Origin of the sequence: Lelliottia nimipressuralis, from assembly GCF_004115925.1 — a bacterium.
In the GTDB taxonomy this organism is placed as follows: Bacteria; Pseudomonadota; Gammaproteobacteria; order Enterobacterales; family Enterobacteriaceae; genus Enterobacter; species Enterobacter nimipressuralis.
The window spans coordinates 36,970-53,241 of sequence record NZ_SDDX01000034.1; the positions used below are offsets into that span (position 1 = coordinate 36,970).

Consider the following 16,272-nt stretch of genomic DNA (forward strand, 5'->3'; position numbering starts at 1 on the left):
GCAGGCACTGAGATGGTTGAAGATTCACGAGAAACAACGCACTTTGGCTTTCAGACTGTCGCCAAAGAGCAGAAAGCAGACATGGTGGCCCACGTATTCCATTCCGTGGCGGCAAAGTACGATGTCATGAATGACCTGATGTCATTCGGCATTCATCGCTTGTGGAAGCGTTTCACTATCGACTGTAGCGGTGTTCGCCGTGGTCAAACCGTTCTGGATTTAGCCGGCGGTACCGGTGATTTGACCGCAAAATTCTCCCGCATGGTCGGTGAAACGGGCCGCGTTGTACTGGCTGATATCAACGATTCCATGCTGAAAATGGGGCGCGAAAAACTGCGCAACATCGGCGTGGTCGGTAACGTTGAATATGTACAGGCTAACGCCGAAGCCCTGCCGTTCCCCGATAACACGTTCGACTGCATCACCATCTCTTTCGGTCTGCGTAACGTCACCGAAAAAGAAAAAGCGCTGCGTTCCATGTATCGCGTGCTGAAGCCGGGTGGACGTCTGCTGGTGCTGGAGTTCTCCAAACCAATTATTGAGCCGTTGAGCAAAGCGTACGACGCCTACTCGTTCCACATTTTGCCGCGTATTGGCGAATTAGTGGCAAAAGACGCAGAAAGCTATCGCTATCTGGCGGAGTCTATCCGTATGCACCCGGATCAGGACACCCTGAAAGCCATGATGCAGGATGCCGAGTTTGAAAACGTTGAGTATTTCAACCTGACGGCGGGTGTTGTTGCGCTGCATCGCGGCTACAAGTTCTGACTGGAGGCAACGTATGCCTTTTAAACCGTTAGTCACCGCAGGCATCGAGAATGTCCTGAATACCTTTTTGTATCGCTCGCCTGCGCTGAAAACGGCGCGCCAGCGGCTAAACGGCAAGGTACTTCGCGTGGTGCTAAAAGAGTTCTCGACGCCGCTGGTGCTGGTGTTCAGCGAACGCCAACTTGATGTCGTGGGCGAGTGGGAAGGCGACGCCGATTGCTCTGTCATTACGCACATGAGCGTGCTGCCAAAACTGCGCGACCGTCAGCAACTCACGGCGCTAATCCGCAGCGGTGAGCTGGAAGTCGAAGGCGATATTCAGGTGGTGCAAAACTTTGTCGCACTGGCCGATCTGGCCGAGTTTGACCCGGCGGAGCTGCTGGCACCTTATACCGGTGACATCGTGGCCGAAGGCATCGGCAAGTTTCTGCGCGGTGGGTCGTCCTTCTTACGTAAAGGCGTGCAGCGCCAGCAACGCTACGTGGCTGAAGTGCTGACCGAAGAATGGCGAATGGCGCCCGGTCCGCTTGAGATGGCGTGGTTTGCAGAAGAAACTGCCGCTGTCGAACGCGCGGTTGACGCGCTAACCCAACGGCTGGAAAAACTGGAGGGCAAATGACGCCTGGTGAAATTCGGCGCCTCTACTTTATCGTCCGCACCTTTTTGAGTTACGGGCTCGACGAGCTTATCCCCAAAATGCGTATTACGCTGCCGCTGCGATTCGGGCGGCGCATGTTGTTCTGGATGCCAAACCGTCATAAAGATCAGCCGCTCGGCGAGCGGTTGCGACTGGCGTTGCAGGAGCTTGGCCCGGTTTGGATTAAATTTGGGCAGATGCTCTCTACCCGCCGCGATCTCTTCCCACCGCAAATTGCCGATCAGCTGGCGTTGCTTCAGGACCGCGTTGCACCCTTCGACGGTGCACGTGCCAAGCAGCAGATTGAAGAGGCGATGGGCGGCATTCCTGTTGAAACCTGGTTTGATGATTTTGAAATCACCCCGCTGGCCTCTGCCTCCATTGCGCAGGTGCATACTGCGCGGCTGAAAGAGAACGGCAAAGAGATCGTCATCAAGGTGATTCGCCCGGATATCCTGCCGATCATTAAAGCAGACATGAAGCTGATTTACCGTCTGGCTCGCTGGGTCCCGCGCCTGTTGCCGGATGGTCGTCGTCTGCGCCCAGTCGAAGTGGTGCGTGAGTACGAAAAAACACTGATCGATGAACTGAATTTACTGCGCGAAGCGGCCAACGCCATTCAGTTGCGCCGTAACTTTGAAAACAGCCCGATGCTGTATGTGCCTGAGGTCTATTCGGACTACTGCACTCAGAATATGATGGTGATGGAGCGCATCTACGGCATTCCCGTCTCGGATGTTGTGGCGCTGGAAAATCAGGGCACCAACATGAAACTGCTGGCCGAGCGTGGCGTGCAGGTCTTCTTCACTCAGGTATTCCGCGACAGCTTTTTCCACGCCGACATGCACCCAGGTAATATTTTTGTCAGCTACGAACACCCGGAAGATCCGAAATACATCGGCATCGACTGCGGTATTGTCGGCTCGCTGAACAAAGAAGATAAACGCTATCTGGCAGAGAACTTTATCGCCTTCTTTAATCGCGATTACCGTAAGGTGGCCGAGCTGCACGTGGATTCGGGGTGGGTTCCGCCGGATACCAACGTCGAAGAGTTCGAGTTTGCGATCCGCACTGTCTGTGAGCCGATTTTTGAGAAGCCGCTGTCAGAAATCTCATTTGGTCACGTTCTGCTGAATCTCTTTAACACCGCGCGACGCTTCAATATGGAAGTGCAACCGCAGTTAGTTTTACTTCAGAAAACACTACTTTACGTTGAGGGCGTAGGCCGCCAGCTCTATCCTCAGTTAGACTTATGGAAAACAGCGAAACCTTTCCTTGAGTCGTGGATTAAGGATCAGGTGGGCCTTCCTTCGCTGGTGCGTGCGTTTAAAGACAAAGCGCCGTTCTGGATCGAAAAAATGCCAGAGATCCCTGAACTGGTTTACGACACTTTGCGTCAGAGCAAGAACCTTCAGCACAGCATGGATAAAATCGCCAGCGAGCTTCAGTCCAATCGCGTGCGTCAGGGGCAGTCTCGCTACCTCTTTGGCATTGGCGCTACCTTGTTGCTCAGCGGCACGCTGTTGCTGATCAACCGCCCGGACTGGGAGATGATGCCTGCCTGGGTGATGGCCGGAGGCCTTGTGGTCTGGCTGATCGGCTGGAGAAAAACGCGCTGAATTTGCGTCGCTATCGCCAGGTTGCATACGTATAATGCAACCTGATTAATTAATCATCTATCGAGGATGTAGTATGGGTGGTATCAGTATCTGGCAATTGTTAATCATTGCCGTCATCGTCGTGCTGCTGTTCGGCACCAAAAAGCTCGGTTCTATCGGTTCCGACCTTGGCGCGTCCATCAAAGGCTTCAAGAAAGCCATCAGCGATGATGAAGACAAGCAAGAAAAATCCAGCCAGGACGCGGATTTTACGGCTAAAACCATCGCAGACAAACAGGACGAAGCCAAAAAGGAAGACGCTAAACGCCACGATAAAGAGCAGGTGTAAGTCGTGTTCGATATTGGTTTTGGTGAACTGCTGCTGGTATTCGTGATTGGCCTGATTGTATTAGGGCCGCAACGTCTGCCGGTGGCAGTAAAAACTGTCGCAGGCTGGGTACGCGCGCTGCGCTCGCTGGCCACGACGGTGCAAAATGAACTGGCGCAGGAACTCAAGCTCCAGGAGTTTCAGGACAGCCTGAAAAAGGTTGAAAAGGCGAGCATGGATAATCTGTCGCCTGAGCTGAAAGCCTCGATGGATGAATTGCGTGAAGCTGCGGAGTCCATGAAGCGTTCTTACAGCGTCAACGATCCTGAAAAAGCGAGCGATGAAGCGAACACTATTCGTAATCCGCTGGTAAAAGATAGCGACGCTCAGCGCGAAGGCGTTACGCCTGCCGAAGCGGAGCATCAGGCCAGTGCGCCATCGCAAGCCCCTGATCTGCAAGAGCCCGTCCCTGCACAAGAGCCTGAGGTAAAACCGAAAGCCGCAGAAGCAAAAGCCGCCGCGCCCGTTTCCGAATCCGCCCCCTCGTCGAGTGATAAAGCGTAAACATGGCAGTAGATGATACTCAACCACTTATTACGCACCTCATTGAGCTGCGTAAGCGTCTGTTAAACTGCATTATTGCCGTTTTCCTGATTTTCTTGTGCCTGGTCTATTTCGCTAACGACATCTATCAGGTTGTCTCCGCGCCGTTGATTAAGCAGATGCCGCTGGGTGCAACGATGATTGCCACCGATGTGGCGTCGCCGTTCTTCACGCCAATCAAGCTAACCTTCTGGGTCTCGCTAATTGCGTCTGCACCGGTGATTCTGTACCAGGTGTGGGCGTTTGTGGCGCCAGCGCTCTACAAACATGAACGTAAGCTGGTGATTCCGCTTCTGGTCTCCAGCTCGCTGCTGTTTTATATCGGCATGGCCTTTGCCTACTTCGTCGTCTTCCCGCTGGCCTTCGGCTTCCTGACGCACACCGCGCCGGAAGGGGTGCAGGTCTCGACGGACATCGCCAGCTACCTAAGCTTTGTGATGGCGCTGTTTATGGCGTTCGGCGTGGCCTTCGAGGTACCGGTCGCGATCGTCCTGCTCTGCTGGATGGGCGTCACCACGCCGGAAGATCTGCGTAAGAAACGCCCGTATATGCTGGTGGGCGCGTTCGTGGTCGGGATGTTGCTGACACCGCCGGATGTCTTCTCGCAAACCCTGCTGGCGATACCGATGTACTGCCTGTTTGAGGTTGGCGTGTTCTTCTCGCGCTTCTATGTGGGCAAACGTCGCTCACGGGATGACGAAGAAGATGAGCCAGAGAATCCGACAGAAGAGTAAAACCAGCCGCCCGACAGGGCGGTTGTCATATGGGAGAGAGCATGTTTGATATCGGTTTAAATCTGACCAGTTCGCAGTTTGCCAAAGATCGTGATGAGGTGGTGGCGCGTGCCTTTGCCGCGGGCGTCAACGGGCTGTTGCTGACGGGCACCAACCTTCAGGAAAGCGAGCATGCGCAGCAGCTGGCGCAAGGCTTTGAGCACTGCTGGTCAACCGCAGGCGTACATCCTCACGACAGTAGCCACTGGAATGATGAAAGCGCCGGGACGCTGTATGCGCTGGCGAAAACAGCAGAGGTGGTGGCGATTGGTGAATGTGGTCTCGATTTTAACCGCAACTTTTCTACCCCTGCCGAGCAGGAGAAGGCGTTTACTGCGCAGCTGGCGCTGGCGGCAGAACTCGGGATGCCGGTGTTTATGCATTGCCGCGACGCCCACGAACGTTTTCTGACGCTGCTGGAACCCTGGCTGGACAAGCTGCCTGGCGCGGTGCTGCACTGTTTTACCGGCTCCCGCCAGGAGGCTATTGAGTGTCTGGATCGCGGGCTGTATCTGGGCATTACCGGCTGGGTGTGCGATGAACGACGCGGACTGGAGCTGCGCGAGCTGCTGCCGGTTATTCCTGTCGATCGGCTGTTAGTCGAAACGGATGCACCGTACCTTCTGCCGCGCGACATGCGGCCCAAACCCGCCTCACGACGCAACGAACCGGCTTATCTTGGCCATATCGTGGAGCGGATCGCGCACTGGCGGGGCGAAGAATTGCAGTGGCTGGACGCACAGACGGATGAAAACGTCCGTCGACTGTTCGGCGTGACGTTTTAAACCTTGCGGAATTCGGTATTTTTGACGCTCTGACGTACCTGTTTATTAAGGAAGTTCAGCAGCAGCATTGAGCGCGCTTCGCCGTCTGGCTCGGCAAATATTGCCTCAAACCCCTCGAATGCCCCTTCGGTGATAACAACGCTATCGCCGGGGAAAGGCGTTTCAGGGTCGGTAATATCTTCCGGCTGTTTGTAGACCGAAAGCTGGTGGATCACCGTCGACGGCACGGTGGCCGGATGCGCGCCAAAGCGCACGAAGTGGCTGACACCCCGCGTGGCATTGATGGTGGTGGTGTGGATCACTTCCGGGTCGAATTCGACGAAAAGGTAGTTAGGGAACAGCGGCTCACTGACTGTTGTACGCTTGCCGCGCAGCATTTTTTCGAGCGTAATAACAGGCATCAGACAATTGACTGCCTGACGCTCAAGATGTTCCTGCGCACGCTGAATTTGCCCGCGTTTGCAATACAGTAAATACCAGGCTTGCATAATCACTCTTTCCCTTTGTTCGCGGCGCAAGCATATCAAAACCCCGAAGGGATCGCTAAGGTGATTATAATGGCCGAAAGCGGAAGTTGAGGCAGAACTTCACGCTTATTTAACAAAATTACAGCGTCATGATGACGAACGCCGTATAATGAAGCGCTTACAGAGAGGCCATGACTAACTGCATGAAATACCACGATCTACGCGACTTCCTGGCGCTGCTGGAAAAGCAGGGCGAACTCAAACGCATTACGCTCCCTGTTGATCCTTATCTGGAAATGACAGAAATCGCTGACCGCACCCTGCGTGCCGGTGGCCCAGCGTTGCTGTTTGAAAATCCGAAAGGTTATTCCATGCCGGTGCTCTGCAACCTCTTCGGCACGCCTAAGCGTGTGGCGATGGGGATGGGCCAGGAAGATGTCAGTGCGCTGCGTGAAGTCGGTAAACTGCTGGCATTCCTGAAAGAGCCAGAGCCGCCGAAAGGCTTCCGCGATCTGTTCGACAAACTGCCGCAGTTTAAGCAGGTGTTGAATATGCCAACCAAACGCCTGCGCGGTGCGCCGTGCCAGCAGAAAATCCTCGAAGGCGATGCCGTCGATCTGACCAAAATCCCTATCATGCAGTGCTGGCCTGAAGATGCCGCGCCGCTGATCACCTGGGGTTTGACGGTTACCCGTGGCCCGTATAAAGAGCGTCAGAATCTCGGTATTTATCGCCAGCAGCTGATTGGCAAAAACAAACTGATTATGCGCTGGCTGTCGCATCGCGGCGGTGCGCTTGATTTCCAGGAGTGGTGTGCGGCACATCCGGGCGAGCGTTTCCCGGTTTCAGTTGCGCTAGGAGCCGATCCGGCGACCATTCTCGGCGCCGTAACGCCGGTGCCTGATACATTGTCGGAATACGCTTTCGCAGGCCTGCTGCGCGGCACCAAAACGGAAGTGGTGAAGTGTATTTCTAACGATCTGGAAGTGCCTGCCAGCGCGGAAATCGTGCTTGAAGGCTATATCGAACAGGGCGAGCTGGCACCGGAAGGGCCTTATGGTGACCATACGGGATACTACAATGAAGTGGATAGCTTCCCGGTGTTTACCGTTACGCATATTACGCAGCGTGAAGATGCGATTTATCACTCGACCTATACCGGCCGCCCGCCGGATGAGCCTGCCGTACTGGGCGTCGCGCTGAATGAAGTGTTCGTACCGATTCTGCAAAAGCAGTTCCCGGAAATTGTCGATTTCTATCTGCCGCCGGAAGGGTGTTCCTATCGCCTGGCTGTGGTGACGATGAAGAAACAGTACGCAGGTCACGCCAAGCGCGTGATGATGGGCGTGTGGTCATTCCTGCGCCAGTTTATGTATACCAAATTTGTTATTGTCTGTGATGACGACGTCAATGCCCGCGACTGGAATGACGTTATCTGGGCCATCACCACGCGTATGGACCCGGCGCGCGACACGGTGTTAGTGGAAAATACACCGATTGATTATCTGGATTTTGCCTCGCCGGTTTCTGGGCTTGGTTCAAAAATGGGACTGGATGCCACCAATAAATGGCCCGGCGAAACTGAGCGTGAATGGGGTCGCCCGATTAAAAAAGATCCTGAAGTGACCGCGCGAATTGACGCGATTTGGGACGAGTTGGCCATATTGAATGACGGTAAGCCCGAGTCTGACCGTTAAGCCCTATAGACTTCCCGACAGAGAGAGCGAATGACAACCTTAAGCTGTAAAGTGACCTCGGTAGATGCTATCACCGACACCGTATATCGCGTCCGTTTGGTTCCGGAGGCGGCGTTCTCTTTCCGCGCTGGCCAATATTTGATGGTGGTGATGGATGAACGTGATAAGCGCCCTTTCTCTATGGCGTCTACGCCAGCGGAGCAGGAATTTATTGAGCTGCATATTGGTGCGTCAGAGCTTAATTTGTATGCCATGGCGGTGATGGACCGTATTCTGAAAGAGCGTGAAATCAATGTCGATATCCCGCACGGCGAAGCCTGGCTGCGTGAAGACGAAGATCGTCCGCTGATTCTGATTGCCGGGGGAACGGGCTTCTCCTATGTGCGTTCGATTCTGCTGACTGCGCTGGCGCAAAATCCGGACCGCGACATCACCATCTACTGGGGCGGTCGAGAAGAGAAACATCTCTACGATCTTTCCGAGCTGGAAGCACTGAGCGTGACGCACCCGAATCTGCGCGTTGAGCCTGTGGTTGAGCAGCCGGAAGAGGGCTGGCGCGGGCGCTCAGGTACAGTGCTGACAGCGGTGTTGCAGGATCACGGGACGCTCGCCGGACACGATATCTATATTGCCGGGCGTTTTGAGATGGCGAAGATTGCTCGCGACCTGTTCTGCCATGAGCGTGATGCGCGGGAAGATCGCCTGTTCGGCGATGCGTTTGCGTTTATCTAAATAAAAAACCCGCCCCTGACAGGCGGGAAAAACGGCAACTAAATCATTTATTCTGTTACAGGCCGGGGAGCGAAACGCCCCCGGCCTTCTCATTACACCCGCTCAAACACCGTCGCGATCCCCTGACCCAACCCGATACACATCGTCGCCAGACCAAACTGAGCGTCTTTGCGTTCCATCAGGTTGATAAGGGTGGTGCTGATACGCGCGCCCGAACAACCCAGCGGATGACCCAGCGCAATCGCGCCGCCGTTGAGGTTGATCTTCTCGTCGATCTGCTCCATCAGCCCCAGATCTTTAATGCACGGCAGGATCTGCGCGGCGAACGCCTCATTCATCTCAAACAGGTCGATATCGCTCGCCATCAGCCCGGCTTTTTTCAGCGCCAGTTTTGATGCCGGAACCGGGCCGTAACCCATAATCGAGGGATCGCAGCCCACAACGGCCATGGAGCGGACGCGAGCGCGCGGCTTCAGGCCTAACTCGCGAGCGCGGCTTTCGCTCATCACCAGCATCGCCGCTGCACCGTCGGAAAGGGCAGAGGATGAGCCTGCCGTCACCGTGCCGGTGACCGGGTCAAACGCCGGGCGCAGCGTGGAAAGAGCTTCGACGGTGGTTTCCGGGCGGATCACTTCATCGAAGTAGAACTGTTTCAGTACGCCGTCAGCGTCGTGGCCGCCGGTCGGGAGGATCTCATTTTTAAAGGCGCCGGACTGCGTGGCGGCCCAGGCGCGGGCATGAGAGCGCGCAGCAAAGGCGTCCTGCATTTCGCGGCTGATGCCGTGCATGCGGGAGAGCATTTCGGCGGTCAGACCCATCATGCCCGCGGCTTTCGCCACGTTACGGCTCATGCCTGGGTGGAAATCGACGCCGTGGCTCATCGGCACATGGCCCATGTGTTCCACGCCACCGACCATACAGACCTGCGCATCGCCGGTCATGATCATGCGAGCCGCGTCGTGCAGCGCCTGCATCGACGAACCGCACAGACGGTTGACGGTGACCGCCGGAACCGAATGCGGGATTTCAGCCAGCAGGGAAGCGTTACGGGCGATGTTAAAACCCTGCTCCAGCGTTTGTTGTACGCAGCCCCAGTAAATATCATCCAGCGCAGCCGCTTCCAGCGCAGGATTACGCGCCAGCAGACTACGCATCAGGTGCGCGGAGAGATCTTCCGCGCGCACGTTGCGGAATGCGCCGCCCTTCGAACGGCCCATCGGGGTGCGAATTGCATCGACAATGACAACCTGTTCCATTGTGACTCCTTAAGCCGTTTTCAGCTCGCCAACCGGACGGGCAGGCGCAACTGGGGGATAGTACGGTTCGTTATGACGCGCTTTATTACGCAGGCCTTCCGGCACGTCATACAACGCCCCGAGATGCTGATAGTGCTGCGCCATGTCGAGATACTTCGCGCTGCCGAGCGTATCCAGCCAGCGGAACGCACCGCCGTGGAACGGAGGGAAGCCGAGGCCGTAGACCAGCGCCATATCTGCTTCTGCCGGGCTTGCGATAATGCCTTCTTCCAGGCAACGCACCACTTCGTTGACCATCGGGATCATCATGCGGGCGATAATCTCTTCGTCGCTGAAATCACGCTTTGCCTGGCTGACGCCAGCCAGCAGATCTTCAACGGCAGCATCGTCCTCTTTCTTCGGTTTGCCTTTGCTGTCTTCTTTATAACGCCAGAAACCCAGACCGTTTTTCTGCCCAAAGCGACTGGCGTCGAACAGCGCATCGATGGCGTCGCGATAATCTTTCTGCATCCGCTGTGGGAAACCCGCGGCCATCACAGCCTGCGCGTGGTGCGCCGTATCAATGCCGACCACGTCGAGCAGATACGCCGGGCCCATTGGCCAGCCGAATACTTTTTCCATCACTTTGTCGACTTTGCGGAAATCCGCGCCGTCGCGCAGCAGCTGGCTGAATCCGGCAAAGTACGGGAAGAGCACGCGGTTGACGAAGAAGCCTGGGCAATCGTTCACCACAATCGGGGTTTTGCCCATTTTGCTGGCCCACGCCACCACTTTGGCAATGGTTTCGTCGGAGGTTTTTTCCCCGCGAATCACTTCGACCAGTGGCATACGATGGACCGGGTTAAAGAAGTGCATGCCGCAGAAGTTTTCCGGGCGCTTCAAGACGCTCGCCAGTTCGCCAATCGGAATGGTCGAGGTATTGGACGCCAGAACCGTATCCGGGCGCACTTTCTCTTCCGTTTCTGCCAGTACCGCTTTTTTCACTTTCGGGTTTTCGACGACCGCTTCAACGACGATGTCCACGCGGTCAAAACCGGTGTACTCCAGCGTTGGCTGAATGGTTGAGATCACACCCGACAGCTTCAGACCGTCAATTTTGCCGCGCTCAAGCTGTTTGTTGAGCAGCTTGGCCGCTTCGTTCATGCCCAGCGTCAGGGATTTCTCGTTGATATCTTTCATCACTACCGGCACGCCTTTCCAGGCCGACTGGTAGGCAATCCCACCGCCCATAATGCCTGCGCCGAGTACCGCCGCGTGTTTTGGCGTTTCAACGTTTTTGGTGAGTTGTTTGGCTTTCCCTTTCACGTACTGATCGTTGAGGAAAATGCCGACCAGCGCGCGCGCTTCGCTGGTATGCGCCAGCGGCACGAAGCTTTGGTTTTCTAATTTAAGCGCGTCTTCGCGGCCAAAGCGTGCGGCGGCTTCAATGGTTTTGACGGCGGTGATCGGTGCCGGATAGTGTTTTCCGGCGGTCTGCATCACCATGCCTTTGGCAATGGTAAAGCTCATGGTGGCTTCAATTTTGCTGAGTTTCAGCGGCTCAAGCTTCGGCTGGCGTTTGGCTTTCCAGTCGAGATCGCCATTGATCGCCTGACGCAGAATGCTGATCGCACCGTCGCGCAGTTTTTCCGGCTTCACGATGCCGTCAATCAGGCCAATTTTCAGCGCCTGATCTGCGCCTACGTCTTTACCTGCAGCAATAATTTCCAACGCGCTGTCGGCGCCCAACATGCGTGGCATACGTACGGAACCGCCAAAGCCCGGCATGATGCCCAGCTTGGTTTCCGGCAGGCCGATGCGCAGGTCCGGCGTGGCGAGACGATAGTCTGTCGCCAGCACGCATTCGCAGCCGCCGCCCAGCGCGTAGCCGTTGACGGCAGAGATCGTGGGAACAGGAAGATCTTCCAGGCGGTTAAAGACGCTGTTGGCAAAATGCAGCCACTGGCTGAGCTGTTCTTCCGGCACCTGGAACAGGGAGAGGAACTCGGTGATGTCGGCACCGACAATAAAGGCGGCTTTCTCAGAACGCAGCAGCAGCCCTTTCAAATCAGATTGTTTTTCGAGGACATCCAGCGCGTGGCCTAGGCTGGCCACCGTCGCGGTGTCGAGTTTGTTGACTGAGCCGGGGGCATCGAACACCAGTTCGGCGATGCCATCTTCCAGCCAGTCTACGTACAGGGTGTCGCCTTTGTAGAGCATGTCAGTCTCCTGAATCCAGCAATTGGATCTGGTCATACCAGATGAAGTCGAGTGTGGAATTTATGTTAATAAAATGCAAATTACTCATTAAATAAATGCTGCATTGATCACGCTCGGTGGAAATCACGCAGTAAAAGCGAGGTATGCTAAGATGCGAAGACTTGAGCTCAATAAAGAAAGGAAGAATGATGGACTCACTGGCCTCACTTTATAAAAATCATATTGTTACGTTACAGGAACGTACCCGCGATGTACTGGCCCGCTTTAAGCTCGATGCGCTGCTTATTCACTCTGGTGAGCTGGTCAATGTCTTCCTGGATGACCATCCGTATCCCTTCAAGGTAAATCCGCAGTTTAAAGCCTGGGTGCCGGTGACGCAGGTTCCCAACTGCTGGCTGCTGGTGGATGGCGTGAACAAGCCGAAACTGTGGTTCTATCTGCCGGTCGATTACTGGCACAACGTGGAGCCGCTGCCGACCAGCTTCTGGACCGAAGAAGTGGATGTGATTGCCCTGCCAAAAGCCGACGGTATCGGCAGCCAGCTGCCTGCTGCGCGTGGCAACATCGGGTATATCGGTCCGGTACCGGAGCGTGCTCGGGGTCTGGATATTTCTGCGGATAACATCAACCCGAAAGGCGTGATTGATTATCTGCACTATTACCGCTCGTATAAGACCGACTATGAACTCTCCTGCATGCGCGAAGCGCAGAAAACGGCGGTGAACGGTCATCAGGCGGCCCAGGAAGCCTTCCTTTCCGGGATGAGCGAGTTCGACATCAATCAGGCGTACCTGACGGCGACCGGCCATCGCGATACGGACGTGCCTTATAGCAACATCGTGGCGCTAAATGAGCATGCTTCCGTGCTGCACTATACAAAACTGGATCACCGCGCGCCGGCCGAGATGCGCAGTTTCCTGCTGGATGCGGGCGCTGAATACAACGGTTATGCAGCCGATCTGACCCGTACCTGGGCGGCGAACGCCGATACGGATTTCGCGCAGCTGATCAAAGACGTCAATGACGAACAGCTGGCGCTTATCAGCACCCTGAAGGCGGGTACCAGCTACGTCGATTACCACGTTCAATTCCATCAGCGCATCGCCAAACTGCTGCGTAAACATCAGATTCTGACGGATATGAGCGAAGAGGCGATGGTGGAAAACGATCTCACCGGGCCGTTCATGCCGCACGGGATTGGTCATCCGCTGGGCCTGCAGGTTCATGATGTGGCTGGCTTTATGCAGGATGATACCGGCACCCATCTGGCTGCGCCGTCGAAGTATCCATACCTGCGCTGCACCCGTGTGCTGCAACCGCGCATGGTTCTGACCATTGAGCCAGGCATTTACTTCATCGACTCTCTGCTGCAGCCGTGGCGTGAAGGCCCGTTCAGCAAACACTTCAACTGGCAGAAAATTGAGGCGCTGAAGCCGTTCGGTGGCATTCGTATCGAAGATAACGTGGTGATTCACGAAAACAGCATCGAGAACATGACGCGAGATCAGAAACTGGCGTGATGGACAGCTGGCTGATACCGGCTGAGCCGGTCACCTTCGTCGAAGAGATCAAAAAGAGCCGCTTTATCACGCTGCTGGCCCATACGGACGGCGTGGAGGCGGCGAAAGCCTTTGTTGAATCTGTTCGCGCAGACCATCCCGATGCCCGCCACCACTGCGTGGCGTGGGTCGCCGGTCCGCCCAATGATTCGCAACAGCTTGGCTTTTCTGATGATGGTGAGCCCGCAGGAACAGCGGGTAAACCGATGCTCTCTCAGTTGATGGGAAGCGGCGTCGGGGAGATCACCGCCGTGGTGGTTCGCTACTACGGCGGCATCCTGTTAGGAACCGGTGGGCTGGTAAAAGCCTACGGCGGAGGAGTGCAGCAGGCGCTTAATCTGCTGCAGACGGTCCGCAAAACGCCACTTACCGAATATACTTTGTTGTGTGATTACGCTCAGTTATCTGGCATCGAAACGCTGCTTAAAAACGTTAACGGCGTGATTGTGCAGAGTGATTACCAGGCGACGGTACAATTACGCGTGGCGCTTCCTCAGGCGGAACTGGCGGCTTTTTCAGCAAAACTGGCTGATTTTAGTCGTGGTGCGTTGCAATTACTGCCGATTGAAGAATAATCCCCACCTTACTTTTTGAATACCAAAGGAACGGCAGAGATGCATTTTCGTGCCATAACCCGAATTGTTGGACTGCTGGTCATACTCTTTTCCGGGACGATGATCCTCCCAGGGCTGGTAGCGCTTATCTATCGGGACGGCGCGGGGCGTGCGTTCACGCAGACCTTTTTCGCCGCGCTGGTGATTGGCTCAATTCTCTGGTGGCCTAACCGTCGCGAGAAGGGCGAGCTGAAGTCTCGCGAGGGCTTTCTGATTGTGGTGCTGTTCTGGACCGTGCTGGGGAGCGTGGGTGCGCTGCCGTTTATCTTCGCGGAACAGCCGAATCTGACCGTGACCGACGCGTTTTTTGAATCCTTTTCCGGGTTAACGACCACGGGGGCGACCACGCTGGTGGGGCTGGACTCGCTACCGCATGCCATTCTCTTTTATCGGCAGATGCTGCAATGGTTCGGCGGTATGGGGATCATTGTCCTCGCCGTGGCGATTCTCCCGATACTGGGTGTCGGTGGGATGCAGCTCTATCGTGCTGAAATGCCAGGTCCCCTGAAAGATAACAAGATGCGTCCGCGTATTGCCGAGACGGCAAAAACGCTCTGGTTCATCTACGTGTTACTGACCGTCGCATGTGCGCTGGCCCTGTGGTTTGCCGGGATGCCTGCCTTCGATGCGATTGGCCATAGCTTCTCTACGATTGCGATTGGCGGGTTCTCGACCCACGACGCCAGCGTGGGCTATTTCGATAGCCCGACTATCAACACTATTATTGCTATCTTCCTGCTGATCTCAGGCTGTAACTACGGCCTGCATTTCTCTTTATTGAGTGGGCGCAGCCTAAGGGTCTACTGGCGCGATCCAGAGTTCAGAATGTTTATCGGCGTGCAACTGACGCTGGTCATCATCTGTACGCTGGTGCTGTGGTTCCACGATGTATACAACTCGGCCGTGATGACCCTTAACCAGGCTTTCTTCCAGGTAGTGTCGATGGCCACGACGGCGGGCTTTACCACGGACAGCATTGCCCGCTGGCCGCTGTTCCTGCCGGTACTGCTTCTGTGCTCTGCTTTTATCGGCGGCTGTGCGGGGTCCACGGGCGGGGGCCTTAAGGTCATCCGTATTCTGCTGCTGTTCAAGCAGGGTAACCGTGAACTGAAACGTCTGGTACACCCGAATGCGGTTTATAGCATTAAGCTTGGCAACCGCGCGCTGCCGGAACGTATTCTTGAAGCGGTGTGGGGCTTCTTTTCTGCCTACGCGCTGGTCTTTATCGTCAGCATGCTGGCGATTATCGCCACCGGCGTTGATGATTTCTCGGCGTTTGCTTCCGTGGTAGCAACGCTCAATAACCTTGGGCCGGGGCTTGGCGTGGTGGCGGATAACTTTGCCAGCATGAACCCGGTAGCGAAGTGGATCCTGATTGCCAATATGCTGTTCGGGCGTCTTGAAGTATTCACATTGCTGGTGCTGTTCACCCCAACATTCTGGCGCGAGTAAGGATCTAGCTGGTGAAGACACTTATTTTATTTTCGACACGAGATGGTCAGACGCGTGAGATCGCCTTTTATCTGGCGTCTGAATTGAAAGAGCAGGGCGTTTACGCTGATGTGGTGAATCTCAATCGGACGGAAGAGATTCACTGGCAGGATTACGATCGCGTGGTGATTGGCGCTTCTATTCGTTATGGCCATTTCCATCCTGCGCTGGATCGCTTTGTGAAAAAACATCTGGCGACATTAAACAGCCTGCCCGGTGCGTTCTATTCGGTGAACCTGGTTGCACGTAAAGCGGAGAAACGCACGCCGCAGACCAACAGCTATACGCGTAAGTTTTTATTGAACTCACCGTGGCAGCCAGAACGCTGTGCTGTGTTTGCGGGCGCACTGCGTTATCCACGTTATAGCTGGTATGACCGCTTTATGATCCGCCTCATTATGAAGATGACCGGGGGGGAGACGGATACCCGTAAAGAAGTGGTTTATACGGACTGGCCGCAGGTAGCCAGTTTTGCGCGGGAAATCGCGCAATTAACGGTCGATTCGCGGGTTTAATCGACGGTGAGTTTGAAAAATAAGCGAACGATAACTTTTTTCGATTTTATGCTTGTCACCCCAGAATAACTCCCTATAATGCGCCTCCACTGACACGGAACAACGGCATACACGCCGCCGGGTTAGCGGGGTTCAGAGATGAACACCAACAGAGATAAGCGAAAATAAAGCTTGACTCTGAAGCGGGAAAGCGTAATATGCACACCCCGCGCCGTTGAGAAAAACGAAGCGGCACTGCTCTTTAACAATT

The 16,272-nt window shown here is 55.3% G+C and carries 16 protein-coding genes; 13 read left to right on the forward strand and 3 right to left on the reverse strand.

Annotated elements, in window-relative coordinates:
* The first annotated feature begins 12 nt into the window (after window positions 1-12).
* The 7 genes from ubiE to tatD all read left to right on the forward strand — a co-directional run bounded on the left by ubiE (window position 13) and on the right by tatD (window position 5,492).
* Window positions 13-768, forward strand: coding sequence for a bifunctional demethylmenaquinone methyltransferase/2-methoxy-6-polyprenyl-1,4-benzoquinol methylase UbiE (gene ubiE, locus ETG88_RS21645; protein ID WP_129036370.1), 756 nt, complete (start codon window positions 13-15; stop codon window positions 766-768).
* Window positions 769-781: 13 nt separating this feature from the next.
* Window positions 782-1,387 (forward strand): ubiquinone biosynthesis protein UbiJ, encoded by a 606-nt coding sequence (gene ubiJ, locus ETG88_RS21650; RefSeq protein WP_100778461.1) that lies wholly within the window; start codon window positions 782-784, stop codon window positions 1,385-1,387.
* Window positions 1,384-3,024 carry a ubiquinone biosynthesis regulatory protein kinase UbiB gene (gene ubiB, locus ETG88_RS21655; protein ID WP_129036371.1) on the forward strand — a complete coding sequence of 547 codons (1,641 nt, stop codon included), beginning with the start codon at window positions 1,384-1,386 and terminating at the stop codon, window positions 3,022-3,024. Before ubiJ ends, ubiB begins: the two co-directional genes overlap by 4 nt.
* Before the next feature lie 73 nt (window positions 3,025-3,097).
* Window positions 3,098-3,352 carry a Sec-independent protein translocase subunit TatA gene (tatA, locus tag ETG88_RS21660; RefSeq protein WP_100778463.1) on the forward strand — a complete coding sequence of 85 codons (255 nt, stop codon included), beginning with the start codon at window positions 3,098-3,100 and terminating at the stop codon, window positions 3,350-3,352.
* Between the two features lie 3 nt (window positions 3,353-3,355).
* Entirely contained in the window at window positions 3,356-3,895 is a 540-nt protein-coding gene (gene tatB / locus ETG88_RS21665) for a Sec-independent protein translocase protein TatB (RefSeq protein ID WP_102105638.1), read from the forward strand.
* Window positions 3,896-3,897: 2 nt separating this feature from the next.
* Window positions 3,898-4,668 (forward strand): Sec-independent protein translocase subunit TatC, encoded by a 771-nt coding sequence (gene tatC, locus ETG88_RS21670; protein ID WP_100778465.1) that lies wholly within the window; start codon window positions 3,898-3,900, stop codon window positions 4,666-4,668.
* Window positions 4,669-4,709: 41 nt separating this feature from the next.
* Window positions 4,710-5,492 carry a 3'-5' ssDNA/RNA exonuclease TatD gene (tatD, locus tag ETG88_RS21675; protein WP_129036372.1) on the forward strand — a complete coding sequence of 261 codons (783 nt, stop codon included), beginning with the start codon at window positions 4,710-4,712 and terminating at the stop codon, window positions 5,490-5,492.
* Here the strand turns inward: tatD and rfaH are convergent.
* Window positions 5,489-5,980 carry a transcription/translation regulatory transformer protein RfaH gene (rfaH, locus tag ETG88_RS21680; protein ID WP_102105636.1) on the reverse strand — a complete coding sequence of 164 codons (492 nt, stop codon included), beginning with the start codon at window positions 5,978-5,980 and terminating at the stop codon, window positions 5,489-5,491. The two genes, tatD and rfaH, sit on opposite strands and share 4 nt — an antisense overlap.
* Window positions 5,981-6,150: 170 nt before the next feature.
* On the opposite strand from rfaH, the gene ubiD reads away from it, so the two are divergent.
* Both ubiD and fre read left to right on the forward strand, forming a co-directional pair.
* Window positions 6,151-7,656 carry a 4-hydroxy-3-polyprenylbenzoate decarboxylase gene (gene ubiD / locus ETG88_RS21685; RefSeq protein ID WP_129036373.1) on the forward strand — a complete coding sequence of 502 codons (1,506 nt, stop codon included), beginning with the start codon at window positions 6,151-6,153 and terminating at the stop codon, window positions 7,654-7,656.
* 30 nt (window positions 7,657-7,686) lie between these two features.
* Window positions 7,687-8,388 (forward strand): NAD(P)H-flavin reductase, encoded by a 702-nt coding sequence (gene fre, locus ETG88_RS21690; protein WP_100778469.1) that lies wholly within the window; start codon window positions 7,687-7,689, stop codon window positions 8,386-8,388.
* Window positions 8,389-8,480: 92 nt separating this feature from the next.
* Here the strand turns inward: fre and fadA are convergent, their stop codons facing one another.
* Both fadA and fadB read right to left on the reverse strand, forming a co-directional pair.
* Entirely contained in the window at window positions 8,481-9,644 is a 1,164-nt protein-coding gene (fadA, locus tag ETG88_RS21695) for an acetyl-CoA C-acyltransferase FadA (RefSeq protein WP_129036374.1), read from the reverse strand.
* Window positions 9,645-9,653: 9 nt separating this feature from the next.
* Entirely contained in the window at window positions 9,654-11,843 is a 2,190-nt protein-coding gene (gene fadB / locus ETG88_RS21700; protein WP_107702653.1) for a fatty acid oxidation complex subunit alpha FadB, read from the reverse strand.
* A 188-nt stretch (window positions 11,844-12,031) separates the two neighbouring features.
* Between fadB and pepQ the strand changes: the two genes are divergently transcribed.
* Genes pepQ through hemG form a run of 4 tightly spaced genes read left to right on the forward strand, consistent with a single transcriptional unit; the run spans window position 12,032 to window position 16,022 of the window.
* A complete protein-coding gene (pepQ, locus tag ETG88_RS21710; protein ID WP_107702654.1) occupies window positions 12,032-13,363 on the forward strand; it encodes a Xaa-Pro dipeptidase in 1,332 nt (443 codons plus the stop codon).
* Window positions 13,363-13,977: an IMPACT family protein gene (locus ETG88_RS21715; RefSeq protein WP_100778473.1), complete on the forward strand. Its 615-nt coding sequence runs from the start codon at window positions 13,363-13,365 to the stop codon at window positions 13,975-13,977. Before pepQ ends, ETG88_RS21715 begins: the two co-directional genes overlap by 1 nt.
* 39 nt (window positions 13,978-14,016) lie before the next feature.
* Window positions 14,017-15,468, forward strand: a complete 1,452-nt coding sequence (trkH, locus tag ETG88_RS21720; RefSeq protein ID WP_129036376.1) for a Trk system potassium transporter TrkH — start codon at window positions 14,017-14,019, stop codon at window positions 15,466-15,468.
* 11 nt (window positions 15,469-15,479) lie between these two features.
* Window positions 15,480-16,022 (forward strand): menaquinone-dependent protoporphyrinogen IX dehydrogenase, encoded by a 543-nt coding sequence (gene hemG / locus ETG88_RS21725; RefSeq protein ID WP_100778475.1) that lies wholly within the window; start codon window positions 15,480-15,482, stop codon window positions 16,020-16,022.
* Window positions 16,023-16,272: the final 250 nt, after the last annotated feature.